The organism is Rhizobium sp. UFLA01-1127 (genome assembly GCF_059803845.1).
This window is the reverse complement of the sequence record NZ_JAUQTZ010000001.1, coordinates 29,046-51,575: the sequence shown is the minus strand read 5'-3', so window position 1 is coordinate 51,575 and position 22,530 is coordinate 29,046. Positions and strand designations below refer to the sequence as shown.

16 protein-coding genes and 1 riboswitch are annotated in these 22,530 nt (G+C 60.1%); of the genes, 7 read left to right on the top strand and 9 right to left on the bottom strand.

Translation table 11 applies throughout. The features are described from left to right. Positions 1–132: 132 nt before the first annotated feature. Positions 133–1,083 (top strand): glycoside hydrolase family 25 protein, encoded by a 951-nt coding sequence (locus tag Q4Q11_RS00235; protein ID WP_498568249.1) that lies wholly within the window; start codon positions 133–135, stop codon positions 1,081–1,083. A 125-nt stretch (positions 1,084–1,208) separates the two neighbouring features. Here Q4Q11_RS00235 and Q4Q11_RS00230 read toward each other — a convergent pair whose 3' ends face one another. Next, positions 1,209–2,297 (bottom strand): FAD-binding oxidoreductase, encoded by a 1,089-nt coding sequence (locus Q4Q11_RS00230; RefSeq protein ID WP_498568198.1) that lies wholly within the window; start codon positions 2,295–2,297, stop codon positions 1,209–1,211. 2 nt (positions 2,298–2,299) lie between these two features. After that, a complete protein-coding gene (locus tag Q4Q11_RS00225; RefSeq protein ID WP_498568197.1) occupies positions 2,300–3,544 on the bottom strand; it encodes an aromatic ring-hydroxylating oxygenase subunit alpha in 1,245 nt (414 codons plus the stop codon). A gap of 97 nt (positions 3,545–3,641) precedes the next feature. Continuing rightward, positions 3,642–3,845, bottom strand: a riboswitch (cobalamin riboswitch). A gap of 415 nt (positions 3,846–4,260) precedes the next feature. On the opposite strand from Q4Q11_RS00225, the gene Q4Q11_RS00220 reads away from it, so the two are divergent. From Q4Q11_RS00220 to Q4Q11_RS00210, 3 genes are read left to right on the top strand one after another with little or no spacing between them, the layout of a single operon-like run. Continuing rightward, a complete protein-coding gene (locus Q4Q11_RS00220; protein WP_113213772.1) occupies positions 4,261–4,878 on the top strand; it encodes a DUF6656 family protein in 618 nt (205 codons plus the stop codon). Between the two features lie 58 nt (positions 4,879–4,936). After that, positions 4,937–5,911, top strand: a complete 975-nt coding sequence (locus Q4Q11_RS00215) for an L-threonylcarbamoyladenylate synthase (protein ID WP_498568196.1) — start codon at positions 4,937–4,939, stop codon at positions 5,909–5,911. Between the two features lie 30 nt (positions 5,912–5,941). Next, a complete protein-coding gene (locus Q4Q11_RS00210) occupies positions 5,942–7,372 on the top strand; it encodes an FAD-binding oxidoreductase (RefSeq protein ID WP_498568195.1) in 1,431 nt (476 codons plus the stop codon). A gap of 4 nt (positions 7,373–7,376) precedes the next feature. On the opposite strand, the gene phnF is transcribed toward Q4Q11_RS00210, so the two are convergent. After that, complete coding sequence (gene phnF / locus Q4Q11_RS00205; protein WP_498568194.1) at positions 7,377–8,111, bottom strand: phosphonate metabolism transcriptional regulator PhnF; 735 nt, start codon at positions 8,109–8,111, stop codon at positions 7,377–7,379. Between the two features lie 72 nt (positions 8,112–8,183). Here phnF and Q4Q11_RS00200 point away from each other — a divergent pair, with 72 nt between their 5' ends. Then, complete coding sequence (locus Q4Q11_RS00200) at positions 8,184–8,735, top strand: MOSC domain-containing protein (RefSeq protein ID WP_498568193.1); 552 nt, start codon at positions 8,184–8,186, stop codon at positions 8,733–8,735. 299 nt (positions 8,736–9,034) lie between these two features. Here the strand turns inward: Q4Q11_RS00200 and Q4Q11_RS00195 are convergent, their stop codons facing one another. Beyond that, positions 9,035–12,004, bottom strand: a complete 2,970-nt coding sequence (locus tag Q4Q11_RS00195; RefSeq protein WP_498568192.1) for a DNA translocase FtsK — start codon at positions 12,002–12,004, stop codon at positions 9,035–9,037. 220 nt (positions 12,005–12,224) lie between these two features. Next, entirely contained in the window at positions 12,225–14,726 is a 2,502-nt protein-coding gene (locus Q4Q11_RS00190) for a DUF1217 domain-containing protein (protein WP_498568191.1), read from the bottom strand. A gap of 317 nt (positions 14,727–15,043) precedes the next feature. Between Q4Q11_RS00190 and Q4Q11_RS00185 the strand changes: the two genes are divergently transcribed. Next, positions 15,044–15,610: a DUF6101 family protein gene (locus tag Q4Q11_RS00185; RefSeq protein WP_498568190.1), complete on the top strand. Its 567-nt coding sequence runs from the start codon at positions 15,044–15,046 to the stop codon at positions 15,608–15,610. A gap of 342 nt (positions 15,611–15,952) precedes the next feature. Here Q4Q11_RS00185 and ubiA read toward each other — a convergent pair whose 3' ends face one another. Both ubiA and Q4Q11_RS00175 read right to left on the bottom strand, forming a co-directional pair. Beyond that, entirely contained in the window at positions 15,953–16,915 is a 963-nt protein-coding gene (ubiA, locus tag Q4Q11_RS00180; RefSeq protein ID WP_112513117.1) for a 4-hydroxybenzoate octaprenyltransferase, read from the bottom strand. Between the two features lie 97 nt (positions 16,916–17,012). Next, positions 17,013–17,795 carry a MipA/OmpV family protein gene (locus tag Q4Q11_RS00175; RefSeq protein ID WP_498568248.1) on the bottom strand — a complete coding sequence of 261 codons (783 nt, stop codon included), beginning with the start codon at positions 17,793–17,795 and terminating at the stop codon, positions 17,013–17,015. Between the two features lie 304 nt (positions 17,796–18,099). Between Q4Q11_RS00175 and Q4Q11_RS00170 the strand changes: the two genes are divergently transcribed. After that, positions 18,100–18,534 (top strand): hypothetical protein, encoded by a 435-nt coding sequence (locus Q4Q11_RS00170; RefSeq protein ID WP_112513119.1) that lies wholly within the window; start codon positions 18,100–18,102, stop codon positions 18,532–18,534. An 88-nt stretch (positions 18,535–18,622) separates the two neighbouring features. On the opposite strand, the gene Q4Q11_RS00165 is transcribed toward Q4Q11_RS00170, so the two are convergent. Both Q4Q11_RS00165 and Q4Q11_RS00160 read right to left on the bottom strand, forming a co-directional pair. Continuing rightward, positions 18,623–19,882, bottom strand: coding sequence for a cyclopropane fatty acid synthase (locus tag Q4Q11_RS00165; protein WP_498568189.1), 1,260 nt, complete (start codon positions 19,880–19,882; stop codon positions 18,623–18,625). Between the two features lie 139 nt (positions 19,883–20,021). Then, complete coding sequence (locus tag Q4Q11_RS00160; RefSeq protein ID WP_498568188.1) at positions 20,022–22,331, bottom strand: Tex family protein; 2,310 nt, start codon at positions 22,329–22,331, stop codon at positions 20,022–20,024. Positions 22,332–22,530: the final 199 nt, after the last annotated feature.

Sequence of the window (22,530 nt, the reverse complement as noted above, 5' to 3'; positions counted from 1 at the left end):
GGGGCTCCACGCCGACCATATAGTGATTGTATCCTTAACCCAAGATTAACCAGCAATCCTTACTATTATTTCATGAAAGGATACCGGCAGAGTAATCTCCTTATTTGCGGCTTGCTGACGATCCTGACCTTGATGGGGCCGGTCTCCAAGCCTTCGGCGGGTGAAAGCCAGCCTTGGGGCGATCCGAAAAACGCCCTGATTGTCGATGCTTACGAGCTGAACACCATCGACTGGAATGCGTTTTTGCAGGACAAGCGGATCGCCGGTTTCATCTCCAAGGCCTCCGACGGACTTCCTGAAAGCTACAGTTGCACCGGCGACCACGCCGGAGACACCTATGCCCACTGCAAGACGATGTGGCGCAAATATGCCGTCAGCCGCGAACTCTTCCAGACGCGCCGCATGCTGGCAAAGACGAATGGCCTGCTATGGGGCGCCTATCATTTGGGACGACCCGGCAATCCGATCGATCAGGCCAATCATTTTCTCGATTACGCCGATCCGCAGCCGGACGAGCTGATGGTGCTTGATATCGACGGGATCGACACGACCCAGTTCATGTCGCTCGACGATGCGCAGATTTTCGTCGCCCATATCAAGGTCAGGACCGGACGCTATCCCATTCTCTATACCAACCACAATACGGCACGATATATAGCCGACCATCGCACGACTTATCCGCTGCTGTCGCGGCTGCCCTTGTGGTACGCGCGCTACAAGCCCGATGTGAAAGGCACCTTTCCGCTCGGCAACTGGGACAGCTATGCCCTCTGGCAATTCGCCTCATCCGACAATTGCTCCGAAAAGAGCTGCCCTTACCGCGTGCCGGGTACTTCGACCGACATCGACGTCAATGTCGTGCCGATGACGAAGGTTCAGCTCGCCATGATCTGGCCGCAGGGTGATCTCCTGCCCGCCAAACCGCTGCCCGCACCGGACCTGACGATCGCGCTTGCCGCAATGTGCAACGGGCCAAGACAGACGCTCGTTTCACTCATGCTCGATATCGACCCGGTCGTCACCGCATCGACCCCGCAAACGAAGCCGGTCGAAATCAACGAGCTGAACTACCAGGATTTCTAAAGCCCATCGCGATCTTTCAGATTCGCTTCTGGTGCTTTAGGTCTTTGATTTTGCGCATGTCGTTGTCGCAAAACCGCAGCACACTTTTGCGCGACATGCTTGGCGAGGCGGCTTTCGGGTCGATGCTATGCCTCGACCTGCACATCCGTCTTCGGGCGAGAACAGCAGGCAAGGATATAACCTTCTTCGATCTCGTCATCGAGGATGCCGCCATTGTGGCTCATCTCGACTTCGCCCGAGAGCTTCATCACCCGGCAGGTGCCGCAGAGTCCGGATTCGCAGGCCGCACCGATGCGTACGCCTGCGCCGCGCGCGGCCTGAAGCACGGTCTGGCCTGCCGCGCAGGCAACATCCTTGCCGGCCATGGTGAAACGGATGGTGGTCGCGGCCTCGCCGGAAGCATCGTCGGAAACCTCGGCAAGCGGCGTTGCCGCATTGGCCGGCTGGAAGCTTTCCTGATGGTAGCGCGACATGTCGAAACCATGTGCTTCCAGCATGGAGCGAACGGCATCCATGAAGACTTCCGGGCCGCAGCAGAAGATCGTCCGGTCCATGAAATCGGGAGCCAGCAGACCGATCTTCGCCTTGTCGATGCGGCCCTTCAATCCCGACCACAGATCGGTACGGCCGCAGCCCTCGACGATGAAGCCGAGACTGAGGTTGGGCATGAAGCGGGCGAGATATTCCAGCTCCGAACGGAAGATGATGTCGGCCGGGCTTCGCGAGCAGTTGACGAAAGCGATGTCCGACAGCGGTGCGATGTCGGACATGTAGCGGGTCATGGACATCATCGGCGTGATGCCGGAGCCGGCAGAGACGAAGAGATATTTCTCGCCGGGATGGCGGATATGGCTGAAATCGCCGAGCGGACCAAAAGCCTTGATGCGCATGCCGGGCTTCAGGTTTTCGAACATCCAGCGCGTGCCGATGCTGTCCTTCTGCGCCTTCACCGTCACGGCGACCGAGAAGGGCCGCGACGGCGTGGAGGAGAGCGTATAGGTGCGCATGACCGGCTCTGGAGCCGTCGGCAATTCCAGCGTCACGAACTGGCCGGGCAGATAGCGGAACCAGTTGTCCTTGTCGGACCCGAATGTGAAGGTCATCACATCGGGGCTTTCCGGCGTGACCGAGAGGCATTCAAGCAGATGATGCCTGTCGTTCCAGGGCTGCATCTGATCGAGGTGGCGATGCGGAAGAGAGACGGTCATGTTCATGCTCAGGCAACCGCCGACAGCTTGGCCTGGTCGCCCTGCAGCCGGTTGATCATGAAAGTCGTGTACCATTCGACGAACTGCATGACGCCGCCCTCATGGATTTCCGAATAAGGACCGGGCTCGTAAGCCGGCGAGCGGATGCCGAAGGCATTTTCCTCGACGATACGGCGATCCTGATCGTTGGTTTCAGTCCAGACGTGAGTCAGCTCTTCCAGATTATAGTCGACGCCTTCGACGGCGTCCTTATGGACGATCCATTTGGTGGTGACGGCGGTTTCCTCGGCGCTGATCGGCAGGACGCGGAAGGAGATCGCATGGTCGCCGAGCATGTGGTTCCACGTCGTCGGGTAGTGAAACAGCAGCATGGTGCCGATACCGTTGATCGTCACATCGGGCGAGAGCGGCCGCCTGACGGCGTTCTGGCCGGACATGGTGTAGCTTTCGGCTCCCTCGATCAGCGGCATGCGGGCGGCGCGGAACTGCCCGTCCGGTGAGATCTTGAACTCGCTCGGCAGGCCGGCTGCTTCGCAGCGCTTCCAATGCTCGGCAATGACAGGATCGTTCATCGCGCCCTGCACGCCGGTAACAGTCGGCGCTTCCGGGAAAGTGCGGCAAAGCTCGGGGTGATTACCCGCGCAATGGTAGCATTCGCGGTTGTTTTCCCAGACCAGCTTCCAGTTGCCCTTTTCGATGATGGTGCTCTGGAAAGCGATCTTGGCTTCGCCGATGCGATGCGGCGCCATATAAGGCTCGATCGTGGCGCGGACGGAGGCGAAATCCGGTGCGTTCTTTGCAAGGCAAATGAAGATGTAGCCACCGACGCTTTCGCAGTGAACAGGCTTCAGCGAAAACTGGCTCTTGTCGAAATCCTCAGCCATCTGGCGGGCAAACAGCAGCGAGCCGTCGAGCTCGTAAGTCCACTGATGATAAGGGCAGACGAGCTTTGCCGAGGAGCCGCGCTCCGTAGAGCAGACACGCGAGCCGCGGTGACGACAGCTATTATGGAAGGCGCGGATGACCTGATCGCGGCCACGGACGATGACCACGGGATAATCGCCGATCTGGACGGTGAAGTAGTTGCCTGCGCGCGGCACCTCGCAATCATGGCCGATGAACAGCCAGTCGCGATAGTAGATCGTCTCCATATCGAGCTTGAAGTAATCCGGGTCGGTATAGAAGGGTTGCTCCAGGCTGAAACCCGGCCGGCGGTTCTTCAATTGCCGCAGAACATTGCTGCTGATATCCATTTGCCTATCCTTGCGCAGTACGGGAGACGGACAGAGGACATGCACGGCCGCTTGGGAGCGGCCGAAAGCAATGTCCTGGCCGCCCGCCGCGGTCAGTAAACCATATGTGCCCAAGGCTGGTTTCCGGGCTCTGGAGCGGTTCCGTTTCCGGAACCCCATGGCACCTTCCCAGGCCCGTCGGCCCAGTGGCTTTATTCGCCATGCCTCACTCCACCACCGTTGCGGGGGCAGCGCCGGATTTTGACCGGCTTCCCAATTCTCCACCTCCCTAGCAGGCGGCACCTTGAGATTGATGGCATCATAGCTCTCGGTTCCATCGGCCGCTGCGCTGCAATGCGACATCGGCTCCGAAATTGACGACAGACGAAACGGGGCAATGGGACGGTTACGGGCGGTGGTTAAATGGATAGGTAATTCAAGTCCTTGTGCCTTTCGGCGAAAAGCGTGGACGACGTCATGGCGATGCCTTGCCATGACGCTTTATTCTGATTGCGACAGACTGGCCAAGCGACCACTATGACACGGCGTATGCCGCAGAAAGCGCCTGCAGGGCAGCCGCGGCCGGCATCGACTACGAGAGTGAAGATGGATGGCGTCGAGATCTGCGGTCCCGATCCCGCACCTGCTTCACAGGTCCGTTGACCCCGCACGGTTAAGCCCGGCTCAAGCTATCGAATCTATCATGCCGTCCAGAGACATCCATAGTGAGAGCCGGCATGGCCAAACTCAGATATTTCGACGCTGGGAAGCCCGCCGAGCCGGAACCGGCGCCGGCTGTATCGACGACGGGGCACAGCGAATTCCTGCGTACCGGTCGCATCAACCGCGACAGGGCGCATTGGCTTGCCGAGGAGCGAGAATACCTCACCCATCAGCAGGTAGCCGAGCGCACCGCGCAAAAGCTGCGGAATGCCGGCGAGAAAACCCATGACCGGCTCAACAGCTTTCATAAGTCCATCCGCTTCCCGAAACTCATCTTCCATCACACGCTGAAGGACACGCCGCATCTCGGCTATTGTCATGTCACAGCGGCGCGGACGCAGTTCGCGCGATATGAAGAGGTGAACTGGGCCTTCTACATCGCCAACTTCTTTGCCCGCATCGGCCAGGAAGAAAACTTCTTCGAAGACATCAGCCTGAAATATTCGCGGATGTATTTCGCCGTCGCCATCCATCCGGACAGGCAAGCGGAAGACAAGAAACTGACGATCAATCGCGACATACGGGGCAACGGCGTGCTGTTCCACACCCACGACCCGCAGATCGCCATTCGCAACGTCCTCCTGCTCGGTGCACGCAACGAGCAGCTTCGCGACATCATTCGCCAGCTTTGACGATTGATCCGAAAACCCGAAGAGCATAAGAACGGCCTGAACTGCAAGCAGACAGGCCATGGCACGACACATAGACATTCTCGAACATCCGCAAACGGCGATAGAGGTCGCGACGGCAACCCTTGCCGAGGGCCTGCCGATCGGGCTGCCGACGGAAACGGTCTACGGCCTTGCCGCCGATGCCACTAATCCTGCCGCCATTGCCCGGATCTACGAGACCAAGGGGCGTCCGCGCTTCAATCCGCTGATCTGCCATATGAGCGATCTCGCCATGGCGGAGCGCTACGCGGTCTTCGATCCCATCTCCCGCAAGCTGGCGGAAGCCTTCTGGCCCGGCCCGCTGACGCTGGTGCTGCCGCTGAGATCCGATAGCGGCATCCATCCGCTCGCAACCGCCGGGCTCGACACGGTCGGCATCCGTGTGCCGCAAGGCTTTGCCGGGGAGTTGATCCGCGCCTTCGGCCGCCCGCTTGCCGCGCCGAGCGCCAATACGTCGGGCAAGATCAGCGCCACTAGCGCCGATCATGTCGATGACGATCTCGGGGAGCGGATCACGCTTATTCTCGATGCCGGCGCCTCGGTGGTCGGCGTGGAATCGACCATCGTCAAGGTCGAGGATGGCGAGATTCGTCTTTTGCGGCCTGGCGGCCTGGCGGCAAGCGAGATCGAACGCGTGGCCGGCAAGGCGCTGAAGCGCAGTAAGAAGGCTTCGGCCGCCATCGAGGCGCCCGGCATGATGGCCTCGCATTATGCCCCTGGAGCGGCCGTACGGCTGGATGCGACGGATGTACTGGCAAACGAGGTGCTGATCCGCTTCGGGGCGCCCGACATTGCCGGAAGCGAAAAGGCAGTTGCCGTGCTGGACCTGAGCACGGCAGGTGATCTCTCGGAAGCCGCCGCAAACCTTTTCGACTTCATGAAGCGCGCCGACGCCACCGGCGCTGCAACCATTGCCTTTTCGCATATTCCCGACGAGGGCCTCGGCGAGGCCATCAACGACCGGCTGCGCCGCGCGGCTGCACCCAGAGAATAAATCGCCCGACCTACCGGCAAAGGATAAGCCATGAGCAGCTCCGTCCCCTCTTCCGACCTCCTCGACCGTTTCGCCGCCATCGTCGGCGAAAAACATGCCGTGCGGGATCCTGCGGAAATCGCACCGCATCTCATTGAAAATCGGGGCCTCTATCACGGTGCTTCGCCCATGCTGCTGAAGCCAGGCTCGGTCGAAGAGGTCTCGGCGATCCTCAAGCTTGCGAGCGAGACCAGCACGGCCATCGTGCCGCAAACCGGCAATACCGGCCTTGTCGGCGGTCAGACTCCGCGCGAGGGCGGCTCCGATGTCATCCTATCGCTGGAACGCATGAACCGCGTCCGCGATATCGATCCGGTCGGCAACACGATGATCGTCGACGGCGGCTGCATCCTTGCCGATGTGCATAAGACAGCGGCAGAGCATGGCCGCATGTTTCCGCTTTCGCTCGGCTCCGAAGGCTCCTGCCGCATCGCAGGCAACCTTTCCACCAATGCCGGCGGTACGGCCGTTCTTGCCTATGGCAATATGCGCCAGCTTTGCCTCGGTCTTGAGGTCGTGCTGCCTACCGGAGAGATCTGGAATGGCTTACGCCGCCTGAAGAAGGACAATACCGGCTACGATCTACGCGATCTCTTCATCGGTGCCGAAGGCACGCTCGGCGTCATCACCGGCGCGGTGCTGAAGCTCTTCCCGCAGCCGCTTGGCCATCAGGTCGCCTTTGCCGGGCTGCAGTCGGTCGACGACGCCCTGACCCTGTTCAAGAATGCTTCCAGCCTGTGCGGTACGGCACTGACCGGCTTCGAGCTGATGCCGCGCCTCGGCGTCGAATTCACCGTTCGGCACATTCCGGGTGTGCGCGACCCGCTGGAGACGGCGCATCCGTGGTATGTACTGATCGATATCTCCACCTCGGATTCGGCCGAAACCGCCGAGGGGATGATGACGACGCTGCTCGAACAGGGCTACGAGGCCGGCCTGATCCAGGATGCGACCATCGCCAGCTCGGAAACGCAGCAGAAGGCCATCTGGCACATGCGCGAGAGCATGTCGGATGCGCAGAAGCCGGAAGGCGGCTCGATCAAGCACGATGTTTCCGTACCGGTGGCGCAAGTTCCGCACTTCATGGCCGAGGCCGAAGACGCCGTCCTCGCCGCCATGCCGGGCGCACGCATCTGCGCCTTCGGCCACATGGGCGACGGCAATATCCATTACAATATCTCGCAGCCCGTCGGCGCCGACAAGGACGAATTCTTCGGCCGCTGGCACGAGATGAACACGATCGTGCACGGGCTCGTGCTGCAGCACGGCGGCTCGATTTCGGCCGAGCACGGCATTGGCCAACTGAAGCGCGACGAATTGGCGTCGATACGCTCCGATATCGAGATGGACCTGATGCGCCGGATCAAAACGGCGTTCGATCCGGCCGGAATCATGAATCCGGGGAAAGTTCTCAAGGTCTGAGCGCTTAGACCGTCACGAAGACCCGTTCCGAGGCAAAGCAGCCGATCTGGCATGAAATGACCGTGCCTTCGGCATCGATGTCTTCGCCGGCATAGGCAAGCACCGGCACCAGACGCGATTGCTGCAGCAGCCGCGCCTCGGCTTCCGTGGGCATGCGCGCCGTTATGTCGGTGGAACGGCGCCAATAGTCGGTCACGCCGTAGTCCTTCAGCGCGGCTGTGAACGAACTCATTGCCACGAACTTTTCCGCCAGCCCCCGGAAGCGTTCGGCCGGGCAGCTGCGCATGACGACCGAGACGGGAAGCGCGTCCACATAGGCGACCATGCACATTTCCAGCACCGTTTCGCCTAGTTGCAGATTCAGCCGCGCAGCGACATCGGCATTGGCCGGAACATCCCTGGCAGAGACAACCTTGCGCGTGAGGTCAGCATCCGCCGCGGTCAGGTCCTTGCTGAAGCGCACCTTGTCGCCTAACTGGAAGCGAACGGGCATGTCGGCGCGGACATAGGCGCCGCTTCCGCGCGCCACGCGCAAGAGCCCTTCCTTCTCGAGCTCGGCAATCGCGCGACGCATCGTTACCCGCGAGACGCCAAACCGTTCGGATAGGGCGCGTTCGCTCGACAGGCGGCTACCCGGAGCATGCTTGCCCTCACCAATAGCGCTTCTCAGCTCCGCGGCTACAGCCGCCCAGCCTCCACCGGATTTCGCGCCCCCATTCCGTCGATTTTTCCCGCTCATCACAATTCTGTCGCCTTGAAATTGGTATACACCAATTTATAATGATCCAGATCGTTTATGGAAGGGCTCGGCATGGGCGACAAGCGCATATATGTGACGGCGGTCAGCAGCAGCGGCGTGCACGGTTTCAGCAAGCAGACGAAAGATCACATTCAACTTCTGACGGGACTCGGCGTCGAAGGCGATGCGCATATGGGGGTGACTGTGAAGCATCGCTCGCGCGTCGCGGTCGATCCGACCCAGCCCAATCTGCGCCAGGTGCATATCATCCATGAGGAGCTGTTCGACGAGCTTACCGAAAAGGGATTTTCGGTTGCTCCGGGCGACATGGGAGAGAATATCGCGACCCGAGGGATCGACGTGCTTTCGCTGCCCCAAGGGACACGTCTGCATATCGGCGCGGAAGCGATCGTGGAGGTGACCGGCTTGCGCAATCCCTGCAAGCAGATCGACAATTTCCAGAAGGGCTTGCTGCATGCCGTGCTCGGCAAGGATGCCGATGGCGGGTTGGTCCGCAAGGCGGGGATCATGAGCATTGTCGCGCAGGGCGGCCGTGTGCAGCGCGATGACGCGATCCGCGTGGAGTTGCCGCCGCTGCCGCATATCAAGCTTGAGAGGGTTTGATAACGAGATCGACCTGATGCGCTCTGCATTGAGAGAAGTCGGCTCTGAACGTGTGGAGCCTCTGGTACCCCCCTCTGTCGCTTTCGCGACATCTCCCCCACAAGGGGGAGATTGTTGGGAGTATGTCGCGCCGCTTCGCCAAGTCATCGTACCTTGGTTTCTGCGGACAAGATATTTGTTTGCGGCGACTAAGTGCTGCGGGTCACTAATCTCCCCCCAATGTGGGGAGATGTCCCGAAAGGGACAGAGGGGGTGAACACTCTCCACGGCAACCGCAGCCAGCATCACCCCCAATTATATCAATCGAAGTCTTCCTGCCCCGAACCACCGCCGCCATTGCGGTTGCCCGAGATGATCTCGCGCTTGCCGACATGGTTGGCTGGGCCGACCAGGCCATCCTTTTCCATGCGCTCGACGAGCGAGGCGGCGCGGTTGTAGCCGATGCCGAGGCGGCGCTGGATGTAGGAGGTCGAGCACTTCTTGTCGCGCATGACCACCTTGATCGCCTGTTCGTACAGATCGTCGCCGTCTTCCGAGGCAATCGCGCCCTTGTCGAAGACAGCCGTATCTTCTTCCTCGTCTTCATCGTCCTCGTCGGCCGTAACCGTGTCGAGATATTCCGGACGGCCCTGCAGCTTCAGGTGAGCGACGACCTTCTCGACTTCCTCGTCGGACACGAAGGGGCCGTGAACGCGGGAGATGCGGCCGCCGCCGGCCATGTGCAGCATGTCGCCCTGGCCGAGGAGCTGTTCGGCACCCTGCTCCCCGAGAATGGTACGGCTGTCGATCTTCGAGGTCACCTGGAAGGAGATGCGCGTCGGGAAATTCGCCTTGATCGTGCCGGTGATGACGTCGACCGAAGGACGCTGCGTCGCCATGATCAGATGGATGCCGGCGGCGCGCGCCATCTGCGCCAAACGCTGGATCGCGCCTTCGATTTCCTTGCCGGCGACCATCATCAGGTCGGCCATCTCGTCGACGATAACGACGATATAGGGCATCGGCGTCAGGTCCATTTCCTGCTGTTCTTCGATCGGAGCACCGGTGCCTTTATCGAAGCCGGTCTGGACCATGACGTGAATCGTCTCGCCCTTTTCCTTGGCGGAGGCAACGCGGCTGTTGTAGCCGTCGATATTGCGCACACCGAGGCGCGACATTTTCTTGTAGCGATCCTCCATTTCGCGCACCGCCCATTTCAGCGCCATCACGGCCTTCTTGGGATCGGTGACGACGGGGGTCAGGAGGTGCGGGATACCGTCATAGACGGAGAGTTCCAGCATCTTCGGATCGACCATGATCAGACGGCACTGTTCCGGCGTCATGCGATAGAGCAGCGACAGGATCATGGTATTGATGGCAACGGACTTGCCCGACCCAGTGGTGCCGGCCACGAGCAGATGCGGCATCTTCGCGAGTTCGGCGATGACGGGCTCGCCGCCGATGGTCTTGCCGAGGCCGAGAGCGAGCTTGTAGCCGCTCTTCTCGAAATCGGGCGAATCGATCATCTCGCGGAAATAGACGGTCTCGCGGTTGACGTTCGGCAGTTCGATGCCGATGACGTTGCGGCCGGGAACGACGGCGACGCGCGCCGAGAGCGCCGACATCGAGCGGGCGATATCGTCTGCGAGATTGATGACGCGGGAGGATTTGACGCCGGGTGCCGGCTCGAACTCATAAAGGGTGACGACCGGGCCGGGACGGACATGGATGATCTCGCCCTTGACGCCGAAATCCTCCAGCACACTTTCCAGAAGACCGGCATTCTGCTCCAGCGTTTCCTGCGTCATGATCACGCCTGAACGCACGGCAGGCTCCTGCAGCAGCTCGCGCGGCGGCAGCTCGTATTCACCGTCAGCAGAGCGGGCGATCGGCCGCCACTCGGGCGGCGTCAGCGATGCGGGCCGGCGCGGTGCGATCCGCAACGGCGGCGCATCGATCAAACGCTGCGCTGCGGCTTCGACGGCTGGAATGGTGGGGGCAGCCTTGACGACCGGCTCGGCGAAAGTCGGAGCGACAACCTTGGTCGGCATGGGCGCCACGACCATGACCGGAGCGGCGCGGATTTCGGCGGCCGGTTCGGCGCCGTAAACCGCGGTTACGAAAGCGGGCGGCACGAATGTTTCGGCTGGCTCGACCACAGGCTGCTGCGCGGCTTCGCCAACGGCGGGTACCACCTCGATGGTTGGCGCCAGAACGGCCGCCTCCAGCGCCGCAAGCTCGTCCATGGCCGGCGTGCTGAGATCTGCCGCCGGCTCGCTGGAAACAGTTTCGACTGGTGCTGCGACCTCTACCGCCGGAGACAGCACGACGACGGGCTGCGTCTCGGTAGCAGCAGCGGGACGGCGGCACTCGACGACGCGGAACTTCGAAATGATCGATTCGGCATCGACTTCTGGCCGCTGCGGCGTTTCAGGCTGCTTCGGCTCGCCCTTGAGGGCGGAGACGAACTCGCCGTCGAACGGCATCGCATCCCAGAAAGCGAAATCGGAAAGATGGGCAAGACGCGACTCGACCACAGGCGCGGCTACGGGCTCGGGAACACTTGACTGAACAGGGGAAGCATCCAGCGCGATCGCGGGAGCTTTCGAGAATGCGGTAGCGATAACGGTCATCTCCAATGCGTCCGGCTCGTTTGCCGGAGAATTCTGAATTACTATCGGTATGTAGCTTTGCACGGCAAAAGGCATGTCCTCCAGCGGCGGCAGATGGAACTCGGCTGATGGCACCGGCTGGGGAGCGGCGGCAACTACTGGGGCAACAATCGGAGCTGCGACGGCCGGCGGCTCCATCACCCGCATGGCCGCATGCGAGGCAACTCGTGGCCCGGCTTCGGCCTGCGGTTCCGCCGGCGGACGGCGGCTGATGATTTCGTTTTCACGCGTGCGGGTAAACCGCACGTTCGGTCCCATCAGGAAGGCATTCTGCCAGCCGGGCGATGCAAGATCTTCAGCGGAAATTCCCTGAGGAAGAACGGGCATTTCCTGCTCGCTCGTCACTGCGGCAGCCTGCAATGCCTCTACAACCGGCGGGGGAGCGGCGGCGGTGCGCTTCCTCACCTCTTCGGCAAGGCGCTTTTCCTCGGCGCGGCGCTGCTCTTCGGCCTTGCGCTTGGCTTCGCGGGCAGTGCGAATCTTCTCTTCCAGGAACGCGCGGCGAGCGGCGATCTGTTCGGCGCGGCGCGCCTCTTCGGCTGCCTGCTCCGGGTCGAGATCGCCCTCCGGCTGGACGCCTTGTGACGCATTGGAAACTGTCGTTCGGGAAAGACGCATGAGACCTGCAACCCAGTCATTGATATTGCCGTTGGCTTCTCAATTCGAATAGGGCAAGGATGGTTAATAAGTTCCTTCCTGCCGTTATCGAAAGCAGCCATTCCGCTCCCTTCATGGGCGTTTAAATCACCTTAAAAATCAAGCAGAAACAAGTACATGAAAGCTACCCGGCCACGCGAAAGCGCAGCTGGGGCCGGGTTAAATATTTTGTGGAGTCCCGTTAGTTCGACGAGGACAACTGCGCGATGGAAAGCAGCGTGTCGGCACTGATGCCGACGCCCGAGGAAGAGCTCGTGAGAATCGAGAGCGCAGGCGATGTCGAGGATGTCGTATTGTTCTGCAGGTCATACATCGCCGAGAAGCGCTGCAGGAGCTTGTTGACCTTGTCCGGGTCCTTCAGGTCGCTCACATTGATGAAATTGCCCAGCATCTTGGCCTGATTGGTGACATCCATGCTGGAGATGGAGCTCGGCAGCTTGTAGGTGGTCGTAACCACCTCATAGAGCGCCGCGTCACCCATGATGTCATAGATCGAGTTGATATCCGGCGCCTTGCGCTGGAAATAGAGCGCCAATCGCACGCCGGGATTGGTCTCGCCTTGCTGATCTTCCAGCGTCTGGTGCAGATAGAGATCGTTGGTCGCTGCCAGAGCACCCTGGTTTTCCGCCGTGCCGAGCTTGCTGTCGGTCAGCTTCCCGTCGGTGCCGAAATTGAAGGCTTCGACGATGCTCTTGAACTTGGCACCGTCAGTCGTGTTGACGAAACTTTTCGAATTGGACGGATCGGACGCGAACGCCTTCTTCAATGTCGCGGTACTGACGGTTTTGGGATCGATGCCGTTGGCGGTCAGAATGAAGTTGGTCAGCTTGCTGTCGGCCAGCAGATCCGTGACAGTGCTTACCTTGCCGATGTTGCTCGCGAAATAGGTGCCGGCGGTCTTGGCATCGCTGGTCGCCTTCGTCAATACGGTGCCGGTCAAGCCGGCCGTACTGTGGCTGGAATATTCGGAGATGTAGCTGTTGATCTGCGTTTGCGACAGAGCCTGCACTGGAGCCTTCAGCTTGCCGCTGCTGTCGAAATTGAACGCCTTGGCGAGTTCGGTGAAGCGGGAATCCTTGAGCGAACTGACATAGCTCTTCGAATTATACGGATCGCTTTCGAGAATCTTGGTGAGTTCGGACTTTGTCACCTCATTCTCGCCGATACCATAGGCACGCAGTGCCATCTGATAGAGCTGCGGAATGGTCCCGGACGTGCCGGTGGCTGTATTGCTCGCGAAAAACTCCTTGATGTTCTTCACGCTGGAGATGCGGTTCTTGTAGTTGTTGACCGCATCGGTGGTCAGGGTCGACTGCGACGTCTGGTAATTGGTCATATAGGCCTTGGAGGCCGCGTCGGTCTCGGGCTGAGACTGCGCCGTCTGACCGGATGCTACCGTACCGTCCGACTGGAAATTGAATTGGGAAACAAAGTTCGTCAGGCCGAAGATGGAAGCGGTCGTCGGATCGGCCACGGCATTCTTGAAGACGATGGCAGGCGTCGTCGGGTCGATGCCATAAGCCGTCTTGACGTAGTTGAGGAGACGCGTGTCCGATGTCAGCTGATCGATCGACGTGATGGAGCCGATGTGGCTCTTGTAATACAGATCGTTGTCGGTTGCGCCGACGCTGGTGGTGAATGAGGGCACGATTGAATTATATGCACTCATCACATCGGCCTGCTGGCCAAGGGTCTGCGGCCCTGCTGGATAATTCGCGGTATATCCCGATGTCGTGGCGCTGATCTGGGCCGCTGTCTGCGCCTGCGAGCCCGAAGCGACGGTTCCGTCGCTCTGGAAGTTGAACTGAGCCATGACGGCGGTCAGCCCATTCGAATTTGCGGTGGCGGCGTCCTGGGCGGATGCCTGGAACTGGTCCGCCGTGATGTAGGAAGGAATATTGAACGCCGTCTTGACGTATTGAAACAGCTGCGGATCGGATGTGAGCTGAGAGACCGACGTGACCTTGCCGATGTTGGCCTCGTAATAAGCCGTATCGCTGTCGGGCGTCGATGTCTTGACGGTGCCGTCCGCATTGAAATTGAATTCCGCCACCAGCGCCTTGTCGGCGGCGCTGCCGTTCTGATTGACAAAGCTGTTGGGATCGCTGGTATCGCTCGTCAGCATCTGTTTCAGCACGGAATTGGATATGTCGCTTGGATCGATGCCGTAGGCCTGCAGCACATAGTTGCGCAGGCGCGTATTGCCAAGAAGATCATCGACCGTTTTCACGGAGCCAATATTCTGACTGTAATAGCTCGTTTCGGTCGCCGCCGCTGTCTGCTCATTCGTAAACGACTGCTTATAAAGGCCGATCAGATCGTCTTCCTGCGCGCTGGTTTGCGCCGTATTGGTCGTGCCCGTTCCGAAATTGAACGCGGCAGCAAACTCCTTATAGCGCGGATCGGTCAGCTTGTTCGCAAAACTGCTGGAGTCACTGAGGTCGCTGGTCAGGACCTGTTTCATAAAGGCCTTGGCATAGGTCATGTCCGAAAGCCCGTAGGCTTCCATGGCATAACTGTATAGCTGATAGTCATTCAGGAAGTCGTCGATATTGGTTACTTTGCCGATATTGGCGTTGTAATAGTCGATCAAACGCTTGTTTTGCGACTGCTGCGCCACCTGATTGAGCGAGGTCGCCATATCTCTGGTTGCGATCGTATAACCAAGATAGGTGGAAATCATCAGCGGGATCCCAATAGATCTCTAATAAAGGGGGCGAATCTAGTCTCCATTATTTCATACAAACCTTACCCGAGACTTACACTGTCTCATCTTATGCGTGCACCGCTTTGACGCACCGCCCTGCCGTGTATTCACATTATGGAAACCCTGATGCATTCGACTTTGCTAACCATTTGAGGACGCAAAGTTTTCTTAACCTCGATTTTTAAGCTGTCCGGAAGGGACGGCGCCTAATCTGCCCAACAACGAGAGGACAGAAGTTCTCCGAGAGAAGACCGGAAAAACCGGCTCTCAGGTAAAGCAAGGGTAGAGAATCGATGACTAATACCGTCCTGAAGCCCGACTGGGCTGGAACCACACTGCGGCTCGATCCGGCGCGCTTTCCGCAACAGGTCAGCTATGCCATGCGAGGTGCCGAGGGTGACGTCACCATTACGATCGACGAGCGTGGCGCAGTGCTGCGTAAGATCCTGCCGTCCAGCGGCCTGCCGCTGTCCGTCGCCTTGCCCAAGCGCGCTTTCCAGGGTGTCGCGGCCCGTGCCATCGACCATGGCGACGGCGAAGTCACCGTCACGCTGGAACTGCATCACTCCGATCCGGATCTCTGCATTCCCCTTCTCGTCGCTCACGACCTGAGCGACATCGCAGCCGACTGGCGCTCGTGGTCGGAAGCCTTCCGCATTCCGATGCTGATGATCGAAGCCGACGGCATCGCCCGTCCGCTGGAAGAGCATCTCGGCGGCGTCCGCTCGCAGGACAGCCAGCCGCGTCGCCGCCATTCCTATTTCGCAAACCGCCGCCTCCGCTTCCTCGTGCGCCGCACGACCGGCAAGCTCGGCGTCAAGATGAAGATCGAAGGCCGCGAGATCATCGCAAGGCATTGAGCCGCGCCTTATCCAAATTCGACCATTCTGGAAACTCGGCCGTGGGACGGATAATCCCACGGCCGAAATCTTTATTGCGTCAACGGAACTTTCCCGTCAGCGCTCGACAAGAAAGGACGTCCCTCTAGAGCCGGATGATTTTAGGTCGAATCGACCTAAAATCTGAATCCGCTCTAAAATCAAAGAAGTAGAGCATGATGTCGTCCGAAAACCGCTCGCACTTTTCGGCATCATGCTCTAAAAGCACGTCGCGATCTTTCAGATTCGCTTCCCGTGCTTTAGCTGTTTGATTTCGCGCATGTCGCCGTCGCAAAACCGCTGCGCACTTTTGCGCGACATGCTTTAGGGAACAAGAAACAGGAACGACAGGAAAAGGCCGGCAAAAATGATCAGCCCAACCCGATTGTTCGATTTGAAGAGGGCAAGGCATTGCTCGGCATCGTTGATGTCGAGTACGGCGATCTGATAGGCGAACATGCCGCCGGCGACGATCAGACCGGCATAGGCGAGCCAGCTCGTACCAGCGAGCGCGAAGGACACCAGCATCAGCAGCAGCGCCGCTCCATAGAGCCCGACCAGCCAGAGACGCGTCCGGTCACCGAAAAGCCGCGCGGTCGAACGCACGCCGATCAGCTCGTCGTCCTCCTTATCCTGATGGGCGTAGATCGTGTCGTAGCCGATCGTCCAGAGGATGGCGGCGAGATAGAGCACGACCGAAGCAAACGAAAGGCTGGCGAAGAGGCCTGCCCAGCCCATCAGGGCGCCCCAGGAAAATGCAAGGCCGAGGAAGAACTGCGGCCAATCGGTAAAGCGCTTTGCAAAGGGATAGAGCGCGACGATGCCGAGCGACAGCACGCCGAGAACGACTGCGAACCAGTTGAATTGAAGCAGCACGAACAGGCCGACCAGGGCCTGCAGCGCAATGAACACCTTGGCCTGCGCGCGCGTCACACGGCCTGACGGCAGGGGACGGGAACGCGTGCGGGCCACCGACATATCGATCTGATGGTCGACCAGATCGTTGTAGGTGCAGCCGGCGCCGCGCATGGCGACGGCCCCAATGAAATAAAGGACGAGATGGTAGATCACCACGAAGCCCGGCGAACCATGCCCCATGGCGATGGAGGCATTGGCCGCAAGAGCGACGGACCAGAAGCATGGCCACATCAGGAGCTGCCAGCCGATCGGCCTGTCCCAGCGCGCAAGCTGGGCATAGGGCCACAACGCCGGGGGCAGAACGCGATAGACCCAGTTGCCGGACGGCGCGTCAGCGACGCGCCCATTGATGTCGCCTGTCTTTTGCATAGGCGAGTAGTAGTGATATCCGACGTCGAAGGTCAAGCGGCGGGATGCGGGAGTCAGAGGACACTTTTCGTCATCATGCTCCCAGTCCCGCTCACTTTCAGTATGTCGTGAAATTGAACTTGTAGCTCGCGGAAACGCCGACCAGGAGCTGGTTGCGGTCTCCGCGCTCGCGCACGAGGCTACTATCGGCGGCAGGGCCGGTAAGCCGGGTGTATTCGAGGAAGGTGCTGGTGGTCCAGTTCTCGGTGGCCTTCCAGGTCAGGGCGCCGCCCAGACCGACGGATTTTACGCCGCCGCCCGGATTGTAGCGGCTGAGGCCGGAAGCTGCCGATTCGCGCGCATTGACGCCGTAGTAGGTGCCGAAATAGTCGCTGCTGGCGAGCGTCATGCGCGGACCGCCAGAGAGGCGCAGCTCGGGCGTGATATCGGTAAAGGCATCGAGGGCGGCGTCCGCGACGACGCCGCTGTGGGCGCGGATACCCTGCCGGACTTCGACACGGGCGCGCAGCCAATCGGTCGGATAAGCTTCAGCAAAACCGCCGGCTTCAAGGCCCCACTTGACCTTTTTCAGCCCCCGCAACTCGCGGCCATCGCTGCTGTCGCGGCTCGGCACGAACTTGCCGACGATGCCGACACGAAAGGCGTCGCTCTCGATGAGAGCGAAGGACGGATTGTCGTTGCGCGAGGAGAAGCGTGGACCCGGCCCTTGCCGGCCAACGGAGACGAGCGGCGACCATTGCAGCTTGTTGTGCTTGCCACCTTCGAATTTCGGCGCAGAAAAACCGGCTGCGCCGACGCTTAGATACCAATTGCCCGACCAGAAATGCTGGCCGTCACCCGCGTAAGCGGCGCCGGCATGGGCGACAGAGAGGCCGAGGATGAGGAAAAGACGCGACTTCGCAAACACAATGCAACTCCGTGATACGCAATACAAAAAAGGGCCATGCACACAGCCCGAGAGTTGGCTCAAATTATGCGGATCGCGTTACCGCTCTCTTAACCACAAGGCGTCGAATTCGATCAGAACATCAAATTCGGGTTGCTCCAGTCCGGATGCCGTTTGGCATGCGTCAATCTATCGCAATGATTTAATCTCTGTATAGAATACTCAATCGTGGGTAATGGCTGAAACCTGCCAAACGCCCACCATCTCGCAGCCTCCAATTTCAAAAAATGAGAAACGAATGAAGAGCATATCACTGATCTCCCTAGGTCTGGCCCTCAGCGCCGGCATGGCGCTTTCCGGCTGCGTCGGCACTCCGATCGGCGGGGCAAAGCAAAGCCATTTTTCGGGAAGGGTCGCGCCCGGCAAGAAGACGAAGATTACGAGTGCTTCGCTTGTGAAACAGGACTGCACCTTTGCAGGATTCCCCTATACGGGCGTCGTCAAAGCGCCGGCGCATGGCAAGGTTGACGTCGAGCACGGTCCGGTCGCGGCAAAGTTTTCGAAAGACAGCAATGCCTACCTATGCTCGGGCAAGACGGTCCAGGGGAACATTGTCTACTACACGCCCAACCCAGGTTTCTCGGGCACCGATCAATTCACTATGCGCCTTACGGGACTGAACACCGACGGTACGGTGCAGGACGGAACCTTCACAGTCCATGTCGGCAGATAGCGACTTCGGCGACATACAGGCATGAATAGAAAAGCCGGACCGTAAATCTCCACGGTCCGGCCCTATCAGACGGCGCCATAACAGAGGCTCAGAATGTCACCTTTTCCAGAGGTGCGCGCGCTGCTTCGAATTCCTTCAGCTTCGCTTCGCGCTCCGCGATGTAATTGCGGTTGTCCGGCACGGCGAACTGGTTCTTGGCGATCTGGAGCTGCATGATGAACAGTTCGTCCCAGCGGAAGCCCATTTCGGAACCGGCCAGATAGAACTCCCACATGCGGAAGAACTTCTCGTCGTAGAGCGCGACGGCATCGGCCTTGCGTGCGACGAAGCGGTTGCGCCAGTGCCGGAGCGTATAGGCATAGTGCATCGGCAGGGTCTCGATATCCCTGGTGAGCAGACCGGCCTTTTCCAGCGGCGGCGCGGTCTCGCCGACCGACGGAATATAGCCGCCGGGGAAAATATACTTTTCGATGAAGGCGTTGGTAGCATAGCTCGGCTTCGGACGGGCGATGGAATGCAGCAGCATGACGCCGTTGTCGTCAAGCAGTTCAGACACCTTGCGGAAGAACTTGCCGTAGTCGCCGATGCCGACATGTTCGAACATGCCGACCGAGACGATGCGGTCGAACTTCTTGCCGGTCATATAGCGATAGTCCTGCAGCTCGAAGCGGACGCGATCGGAGAGGCCGCGCTTGGCCGCCCGCTCGCGCGATACCTTGAGCTGCTCTTCGCTGAGCGTGATACCCGTCACGTCGAGGCCGGGATAGGCTTCTGCAAGATACATGGCCATGCCGCCCCAGCCGGAGCCGATCTCCAGCACCTTCTGACCGGGCTCGACCAAAAGCTTGGCGGCGATGTGGCGCTTCTTGGCCAGCTGCGCTTCGTAGAGGCTAATGCCGGGCGGATTGAAATAGGCGCAGGAATATTGCCAATCCTCATCAAGGAACAGATCGAACAGCTTCGCTGAGAGATCGTAATGATGTGCAACATTGTATTTGTTGCGGTTGATCGGCGAGCGGCTCTTGATCTGCTGCCAGGCGATGCGGCCGACCAGCAGCGCCGCCATGCGGAAATCGAAGACCTCATTGGTCGTATTCTGCTTCACCAGCGAGAGGAATTCGTAGATATCCCCCTGCTCCAGGATGAAGCGGCCTTCCATATACATTTCGCCGAGCTTGAGCGTCGGATCGCGGGCGATGGCGTCTTCGGCCTGCTGATCGGCAAAACGAATAGCCACCGTATCGCCGGTTCCATCGCCGACCACATGGGTCTCGCCGGATGCAAGCGTAAGTTTGAGCGAACCTTTACGGATGAGTTTCTTGATGAGAGGAAAAAGTGCCGACGCCATGGACGCCTCGAATGTTATGACATTAAGGCAACTTTAACGCCTCCCGGCATTGTGGCAAGCTCACCCTTCCATAGTCGTTGGCACTCTGGCAACAACTCTGCCAGAGTGTGGCATTCTTGCATTAAGTTCCGCTAAGTCCTTATTTTCGTTTGAGTGCATCCGCCAATGCAGCGCCAAAACTACCCTGCTGTTCGGTCTTCGGACGGGCATTTGCCTTAACCCCAGCGTTGCGCGCGCCACCCTGCTCGCGCGACTCCCGCCCGGACGAAGCCGCTACAGCGCTGCCGTCTTTTCGCATCGAGAGACCGATTCGCTTACGCTTGACATCGACTTCCACGACCCTGACCTTGACGACGTCGCCGGCCTTCACGACCTCGTGCGGGTCCTTGATGAAGCGGTCCGCCAATTGCGAGACATGCACCAAACCGTCCTGATGGACGCCGATATCGACGAAGGCTCCGAAAGCGGCGACATTGGTCACCGTGCCTTCCAGCAGCATTCCGGGCTTGAGGTCGCCGATCTCGTTGACGCCTTCGGCAAAGGTTGCGGTCTTGAAGCTCGGGCGCGGGTCCCGGCCCGGCTTTTCCAGCTCGGCGATGATGTCGCGCACGGTCGGCAGACCGAACTTCTCGTCAATAAACTGCCTGGGATCGACGGCCTTCAGCGTCGCCGTATCGCCCATCAGGGTGCGCAGGTCGCGGCCGCAGGCGGCAACGATCTTCTTGGCGACTCCATAGGCTTCCGGATGCACGGAGGAAGCGTCGAGCGGCTCCTTGCCGTTGGGAATGCGCAGGAAGCCGGCGCATTGCTCGAACGTACGCTGGCCGAGGCGGGCGACCTTCAGGAGATCGCGGCGCGTCTCGAACGCGCCCTCGCCGTCACGATGCTTGACGATGGCATCGGCGATCGACGGGCCGAGGCCGGAGACACGGGCCAGCAGCGGCGCCGAAGCCGTGTTGAGATCGACGCCGACGGCATTCACCGCGTCCTCGACCACCGCATCCAGCGAGCGCGACAGCTTCTGCTGGTCGACATCGTGCTGGTACTGACCGACGCCGATCGACTTCGGCTCGATCTTCACCAGTTCGGCCAGCGGGTCCTGCAGACGGCGGGCGATGGAGACGGCGCCACGCAGCGAGACATCGAGGCCGGGGAATTCGAGCGCCGCCGTTTCCGAGGCTGAATAGACAGATGCGCCGGCTTCGGAGACGATGACCTTGGTGGGTTTCGGTGCGGGCAGTTCGGCCAGCATGTCGGCCACCAGCTTCTCGGTTTCGCGGCTGCCCGTGCCGTTGCCGATGGAAATCAGCTCTACCTTGTGCTTGCGGATCAGTGCCGCCAAGGCAGCCTGCGTACCGCGCACGTCGTTCTTCGGCGGAAAGGGATAGACTGTCGTCGTTTCCAGGAGCTTGCCGGTGCCATCGACCACGGCAACCTTGACGCCGGTGCGGATGCCCGGATCGAGCCCCATGGTGGCGCGCGAACCGGCAGGGGCCGCCAAAAGCAGATCCTTCAGATTGCGGGCGAAAACGTGGATCGCCTCTTCTTCGGCGCGCTCGCGCAATTCGCGCATCAGGTCGAGCGACAGCGACATGGAAAGCTTTACCCGCCAGGTCCAGCTTGCGACCTCCGTCAGCCAGCGGTCGCCCGGACGGCTCCCGCCGATGTCATAGGCCGCAGTGACCATGCGTTCGACCGCCTTGTTGGGCGAGACGGCATCGGTATCGACCTCGATGGTCAGCGTCAGGACTTCTTCGTTCCAGCCGCGCAGCATGGCGAGCGCACGATGGCCGGGAGCCGTCGCCCAGCGTTCCTGATGGGCGAAATAATCCGAGAATTTGGCGCCTGCTTCCTGCTTGCCGTCGACGACAACGGCCTTCAGGGTGGCATTGGTCTTCATGTAATTGCGCAGCTTGCCGAGCAGGTCTGCATTTTCGGCAATGCCTTCGGCGATGATATCGCGCGCGCCTTCCAGCGCCGTTTTCACGTCAGGCACATCGGCCGTGATAAAGCCTTCGGCGAGAATCGCGGGCTCTTTGGAGCGATCCGCAAAGATCGTGTCGGCCAATGGGCCGAGGCCGCGCTCCCTCGCAATTTCGGCGCGCGTGCGGCGCTTCGGCTTGTAGGGCAGATAAAGGTCTTCCAGCTCAGCCTTGGTGCCGACGGTTGCAACCTTGCTCATCAGCTCGTCGGTCATCTTGCCCTGGCTGGTGATGGATTCGATGATAGCGGCGCGGCGGGCTTCCAGCTCACGCAGATAGACCAGACGTTCCGACAGAGTACGAAGCTGCGTATCGTCGAGGCCACCGGTCACTTCCTTGCGGTAGCGGGCGATGAAGGGCACCGTTGCGCCTTCGTCCAAGAGCTCGATGGCGGCCTTGGCCTGATCCGGGCGGGAGTTGATCTCGGCGGCGATGGTAGCAGCAAGGGAACGGATATCGGCGGACATGTGTCTCTCTGAACTGGACAATCGTAAGGGGACCATAAGCATGATCCCGTGGACATAAGAAGCGGTTTTCGTCACGGAACACGCCAATCAGGGCGCGGAGGCGGCGTGAGCCCGAAACCGCTTCCGCTTTAGCGGGATAAAAAGGCATGGCAATGTTGCCGGCCCTGCCTCCACAGGATTTGCCGCTTGACCTTTGGCT